At 28.0% G+C, this 6,485-nt stretch carries 4 protein-coding genes; all 4 read left to right on the top strand.

Annotated features, from left to right (window positions below; genetic code table 11):
• Positions 1-164: lanthipeptide cytolysin subunit CylL-S (gene cylL-S, locus KQI94_RS15085; protein WP_216454567.1), on the top strand; the 164-nt coding region annotated here is incomplete at its 5' end.
• 60 nt (positions 165-224) lie between these two features.
• A complete protein-coding gene (locus KQI94_RS15080) occupies positions 225-3,206 on the top strand; it encodes a type 2 lanthipeptide synthetase LanM family protein (RefSeq protein WP_002370929.1) in 2,982 nt (993 codons plus the stop codon).
• Positions 3,207-3,217: 11 nt separating this feature from the next.
• Complete coding sequence (locus tag KQI94_RS15075) at positions 3,218-5,362, top strand: peptidase domain-containing ABC transporter (protein WP_048948052.1); 2,145 nt, start codon at positions 3,218-3,220, stop codon at positions 5,360-5,362.
• The coding region (locus tag KQI94_RS15070) for a S8 family serine peptidase (protein WP_216454565.1) at positions 5,359-6,485 on the top strand (1,127 nt) is incomplete at its 3' end. The genes KQI94_RS15075 and KQI94_RS15070, both read left to right, overlap by 4 nt.

Below are 6,485 nucleotides of genomic sequence, written 5' to 3'. Positions count from 1 at the left end.
ATTACTCTAATAAATTAGAACTTGTTGGTCCTTCTTTTGAAGAGTTAAGTTTAGAAGAAATGGAAGCGATTCAAGGTAGTGGAGATGTTCAGGCTGAGACAACTCCAGCATGTTTTACCATAGGCTTAGGAGTAGGTGCATTATTTTCAGCTAAATTTTGCTAATTTATATATTAAGAGGGCTAGTGAAACTAGCCCTCTTATACATAAAAAAGGAGTGCTTACATGGAAGATAATTTAATAAATGTTTTAAGCATAAATGAAAGATGTTTTTTACTAAAGCAAAGTGGTAAAGAGAAGTACGACATTAAAAATTTACAAGCTTGGAAAGAAAGAAAAAGTGTTCTTAAACAAGATGATTTAGACTACTTGATTAAATATAAATATGAATCACTGGATAATTTTGGATTAGGAATAACACCTATTGAAAACTTTCCTGATAAAGAAGTTGCAATTCAATACATTAAAGATCAATCATGGTATATTTTTTTTGAATCCATTTTAGATTCTTATAATGATAGTGAAGAGAAATTATTAGAAGTAGATGCTAGTTATCCTTTTAGATATTTCTTACAGTATGCTCGTTTATTTTTACTTGATTTAAACTCAGAGTTAAATATTTGTACAAAAGAATTCATTATTAATTTATTAGAAACTTTAACACAAGAGCTTATTCACTTAACAAGTAAAACATTAGTGCTAGATTTGCATACTTTTAAAAAAAATGAACCTCTAAAGGGAAATGATAGTAGCAAGCGATTTATCTATTATCTAAAAAAAAGATTTAACTCTAAAAAAGATATAATAGCTTTTTATACATGCTATCCTGAGTTGATGCGTATTACTGTTGTTAGAATGAGATATTTTTTAGATAATACTAAACAAATGCTTATAAGAGTGACTGAAGATTTACCTAGCATACAAAATTGTTTTAACATACAATCCTCAGAGCTTAACTCTATATCAGAATCACAGGGAGACTCTCATAGTCGCGGAAAAACTGTTTCTACACTAACTTTTTCTGATGGAAAGAAGATAGTATACAAGCCAAAGATTAATAGCGAGAATAAATTAAGAGATTTTTTTGAATTTTTAAATAAAGAATTAGAGGCAGATATTTATATAGTTAAAAAAGTTACTAGAAATACCTATTTCTATGAAGAATATATAGATAATATAGAAATAAATAACATAGAAGAAGTAAAAAAATATTATGAAAGGTATGGTAAACTAATCGGAATAGCTTTCTTATTTAATGTTACAGACTTACACTATGAGAATATAATCGCTCATGGAGAATACCCTGTTATCATAGATAACGAAACTTTTTTTCAACAAAATATTCCTATAGAGTTTGGTAATAGCGCAACAGTAGATGCTAAATATAAATATTTAGATTCTATAATGGTGACAGGGCTAGTACCATATTTAGCGATGAAAGATAAGTCAGATTCGAAGGATGAAGGGGTTAACCTTAGTGCGTTAAACTTTAAAGAGCAAAGCGTACCGTTCAAGATATTAAAAATTAAAAATACATTTACTGATGAAATGCGTTTTGAATATCAAACACACATTATGGATACTGCAAAAAATACTCCAATTATGAATAATGAAAAAATTAGTTTTATCAGCTATGAAAAATATATAGTTACTGGTATGAAAAGTATTTTAATGAAAGCAAAGGATTCTAAGAAAAAAATATTGGCATATATTAATAATAATTTACAAAATCTTATAGTTAGAAATGTAATCAGACCAACTCAAAGATATGCTGATATGTTGGAATTTTCATACCATCCTAATTGCTTTTCTAATGCAATAGAGAGAGAAAAAGTACTTCATAATATGTGGGCCTATCCATATAAGAATAAAAAGGTAGTTCATTACGAATTTTCAGACTTAATAGATGGAGACATACCCATTTTTTATAACAATATCTCAAAAACATCATTAATAGCTAGTGACGGGTGCTTAGTAGAAGATTTTTATCAAGAAAGCGCTCTGAATAGATGCCTAAATAAAATAAATGATCTTTGTGATGAAGATATTTCTATTCAAACCGTTTGGCTAGAAATTGCTTTGAATATTTATAATCCATATAAATATATTAATGATTTGAAAAATCAAAATTCAAATAAATATATTTATACTGGCTTAGAGCTAAACGGTAAAATTATTCAAGCATGTCAGAAGATAGAGAAAAAAATTTTCAAGAGAGCTATTTTTAATAAAAAAACCAATACTGTAAATTGGATTGACATAAAGTTGGATCAAGATTGGAATGTGGGAATCCTAAATAATAATATGTACGATGGATTGCCTGGTATATTCATATTTTATGTGGCTCTTAAATACATTACAAAGAATCATAAATATGACTATGTAATTGAATGTATAAAAAATTCAATTTATACAATACCATCTGAAGATATATTGTCAGCTTTTTTTGGAAAAGGAAGTTTAATATATCCTTTACTTGTAGATTACCGCTTAAATAATGATATAAACTCTTTAAATGTAGCCGTAGAAATTGCAGACATGTTGATTGAAAAGAAACCGATAAATAATGGCGAGTTAAAAAATGATTGGATCCACGGGCATAATAGTATAATAAAAGTTTTATTATTGTTATCCGAGATAACAGAGGATGAAAAATATAGAAAATTTTCATTAGAAATTTTTGAAAAATTATCCGAAGAACCCTATTTTAATTTCAGAGGATTCGGACACGGTATATATAGCTATGTCCATCTTCTATCAAAATTCAATAGGATAGATAAGGCAAATTCTTTACTTCATAAAATTAAAGAATCATACTTTGAAGAAGAACCTAAAAACAATAGTTGGTGTAAGGGAACTGTAGGTGAACTTTTAGCGACAATTGAATTATATGATGATAACATTTCAAATATAGATATTAATAAAACCATAGCATATAAAAATAAAGATTGTCTGTGCCATGGAAATGCAGGTACTTTAGAAGGGCTAATTCAATTAGCTAAAAAAGATCCTGAAACTTATCAGTATAAAAAAAATAAACTTATTAGCTATATGCTAAATGATTTTGAAAAAAATAATACACTAAAGGTTGCCGGAAGTGAGTATTTAGAATCACTAGGATTCTTTGTAGGAATCAGTGGTGTGGGTTATGAATTATTGAGAAACCTAGATTCTGAAATTCCGAATGCATTACTTTTTGAGTTATAAGAGGTGTAATTATGAAAAGATTGAAGTACGTTGCGCAAGGAGAGCATAGTGAATGTGCTTTGGCATGTATCACTATGCTACTTAATTATTATGGTAATCAAAGTACACTAGTAGAACTAAGGGAAAAATATGGGGTGCCCAAAGGAGGACTAACTATCAAGAATATTCGTACTGTCTTTGACGAATATGGATTTGATGTATCGACATTTAAATCAAGTTTTTCAAATTATTTAGATCTTCCGACTCCTGTAATAAGTTATTGGAATAATCAACATTTTGTGGTCATAGAGAAAATAAAAAAGAAGAAAGTATTAATCTTAGATCCTGCAAGTAATAAACGCTGGATTGATATTTCAGAATTCAAAAAAAATTTTTCAAATATATTAATATACGCACATAAGAAAAAGACTAAAAAAGAAGGCAAAAGGAAACAGTTTTTTTTAAAGTCATTTATTTTTACAAAATTCAAAAGATATTTCTTTAGTTTAATAATATTATCATTTGTTTCACAACTTTTATTACTCTTAATTCCTATTGCAACAAAGTATTCGATAGATAATATTAGATCTTTTCAAGAAATTCCTACCTATGTTCTGTTATTAATATTAACTAGTTTTTTTTCTGTTTTATATGTAGTTCAATCCTTAAAAAGCTCTGTAGTAGCAGAATTTCAGTATGAATTTGATTTTAAATTAATGTTTTCTTATATTGATAAACTTTTTAGTATGCCACTAATGTATTTTAGTAATAGATCAACTGGAGAATTAGTGTTTAGAGCGAACTTAAATATTTATATTAGGCAAATATTGTCTCAAAAGGTAATAACAACTTTAATAGATAGTCTTTTTTTAGGGATATATTTGTTTTTAATGGTTAACTATTCTATTTTACTGACAATAATAGCTCTTGTTCTAATCTCTTTAATAGCTTTTTTAAGTATTATAAATTCGCATACAATAAAAAGATTTGTAGATAAAGAAATAATGGAACAAGGAAACGTCCAGAGAATTATTACAGAAGCAATTGAAGGAATTGAAACCATTAAATCTGCTAATGCAGAAAAGAGTTTTTTGTTAAATTGGAAAAACATGTTTACGTCTCAACTATTAATTACAAAAAATAAAAATAGATATATAGCTATTTTTGGAATATTACCAGAAATCATACAAAGTGTAATGCCAGCTCTATTTTTAATAATAGGTATTAAATTAATAATCAACAATTCTTTGTCATTAGGATCACTAATTGGTTTTGTTTCTATAGTAACAATGGTTATGAAGCCAATTCTAAGTTTGGTTTCCTCTTATAATGACTTTCTACTATTAAATGTATATTTTCAAAAATTATCTGAAGTTTTAACTTATGAAGAAAAAAATGATTTTAATAATAAAAAAGGAAATGTTGGAAAAGAAGAGTTTATTTATAGGGTTAATAATGTTTACTATACTATATCTGTTTTTGAAAAAAATATTTTAAATGGTATTTCTTTTGACATAAGAAAAGGGGATAAAGTTGCTATTGTTGGTAGAAGTGGGTCAGGGAAATCTACTTTACTAAAACTATTGGCTGGATTGTTACAACCTTCTAATGGAGAAATATTGTATGAAGGCTATCCTTTATCAAACAACTCCAATAATAGAAGAAACATTTTTTATGTTAATCAAAATGCGCATATTTTTAATGAAACTATCGAAAAAAATATTTCTTTAGAGTTTAAACCGAATTCTTCTATAAATGAGAAAAAAAGACTAAAAGAAAGTATGAGTAAATCAAAAATGGATGAGGTACTTTTAGGAATTCCTCAGTATGAGAAAACTATAGTATCAGAAAATGGTAGTAATTTCTCTGGTGGTCAAAGGCAAAAGATTGCTTTAGCTAGAGCGTTCTATTCTAATGTGAATACATTACTTTTAGATGAACCTACATCTGCAATGGATAATATTTCAGAATTTGAAGTTTTTTCTAATTTATTAGATGAGAAAAGAACAGTTATTACTGTTGCTCACAGAATTAGTACGGTGAGAAACTTTGATAAAATTATATTAATGGATAATGGTGAAATAGTATGTATTGGAAAGCATGAAGATCTTATTGAAAATAGCGAGTTATATCGTTCACTGTATTACAAAAAACAACAATTTGGAGGTACAAAATGAAAAAAAGAGGATTGACTTATATTTTAATCTCATATATTTTTTTAACATTAGGAACAACAGGTTATGCATCAGATCTCTCAAATAATATTTCATTTTTTATTGATAATTCGCAAACAACTGCTATAGAAGAAATTGAGTCTGAATTATCTTCTGAAAAAGTAGATTATATACAGGAAATAGGATTAGTTAGTTTTAAAAACCTGGATGATAGTGATAGGAAGTTTATAGGTAAATATTTTAATGTTTCGGAAGGGAAAAAATTACCAGATTTTAAACCTGAAGAAGTTAATAGTTCTATTTTAAACATTAATATTTTAAACAAAGATTTTAAGTCTTTTAATTGGCCATATAAAAAAATTTTATCTCATATTGATCCAGTGAAAGAACAACTAGGGAAAGATATAACCATAGCTCTAATTGACTCGGGGATTGATAGGCTTCATCCTAATCTTCAAGACAATAACCTAAGATTAAAAAACTATGTTAATGATATTGAGTTAGATGAATATGGTCATGGTACACAAGTTGCTGGAGTAATAGACACGATTGCTCCAAGAGTAAATTTAAATTCTTATAAGGTGATGGATGGGACAGATGGAAACTCTATAAATATGCTTAAAGCTATAGTTGATGCTACAAATGATCAAGTAGATATAATAAATGTGAGTCTTGGATCATATAAAAATATGGAAATAGACGACGAAAGATTTACTGTAGAAGCATTCAGAAAAGCTGTTAACTATGCAAGAAAAAATAACATTCTAATTGTTGCATCAGCAGGAAATGAGTCGCGTGATATAAGCACTGGTAATGAAAAACATATACCAGGAGGACTAGAGTCTGTAATTACCGTCGGAGCTACAAAAAAGAGTGGTGATATTGCTGACTATTCTAATTATGGGTCTAATGTATCTATATATGGTCCTGCAGGAGGATATGGTGACAATTACAAAATAACAGGACAAATTGATGCTCGTGAAATGATGATGACTTATTACCCTACATCGCTAGTTTCTCCACTAGGCAAAGCTGCTGACTTTCCAGATGGTTATACACTTTCTTTTGGAACAAGTTTAGCAACTCCAGAAGTAAGCGCAGCTTTAGCAGCTATTATGTCAAAGAA

Origin of the sequence: Enterococcus sp. S183_ASV_20 (assembly GCF_018919685.1) — a bacterium.
Taxonomy (GTDB): Bacteria; Bacillota; Bacilli; order Lactobacillales; family Enterococcaceae; genus Enterococcus; species Enterococcus faecalis.
Note: the sequence above shows the minus strand (reverse complement) of the source record. Positions and strands in the feature narration are given on the sequence as shown.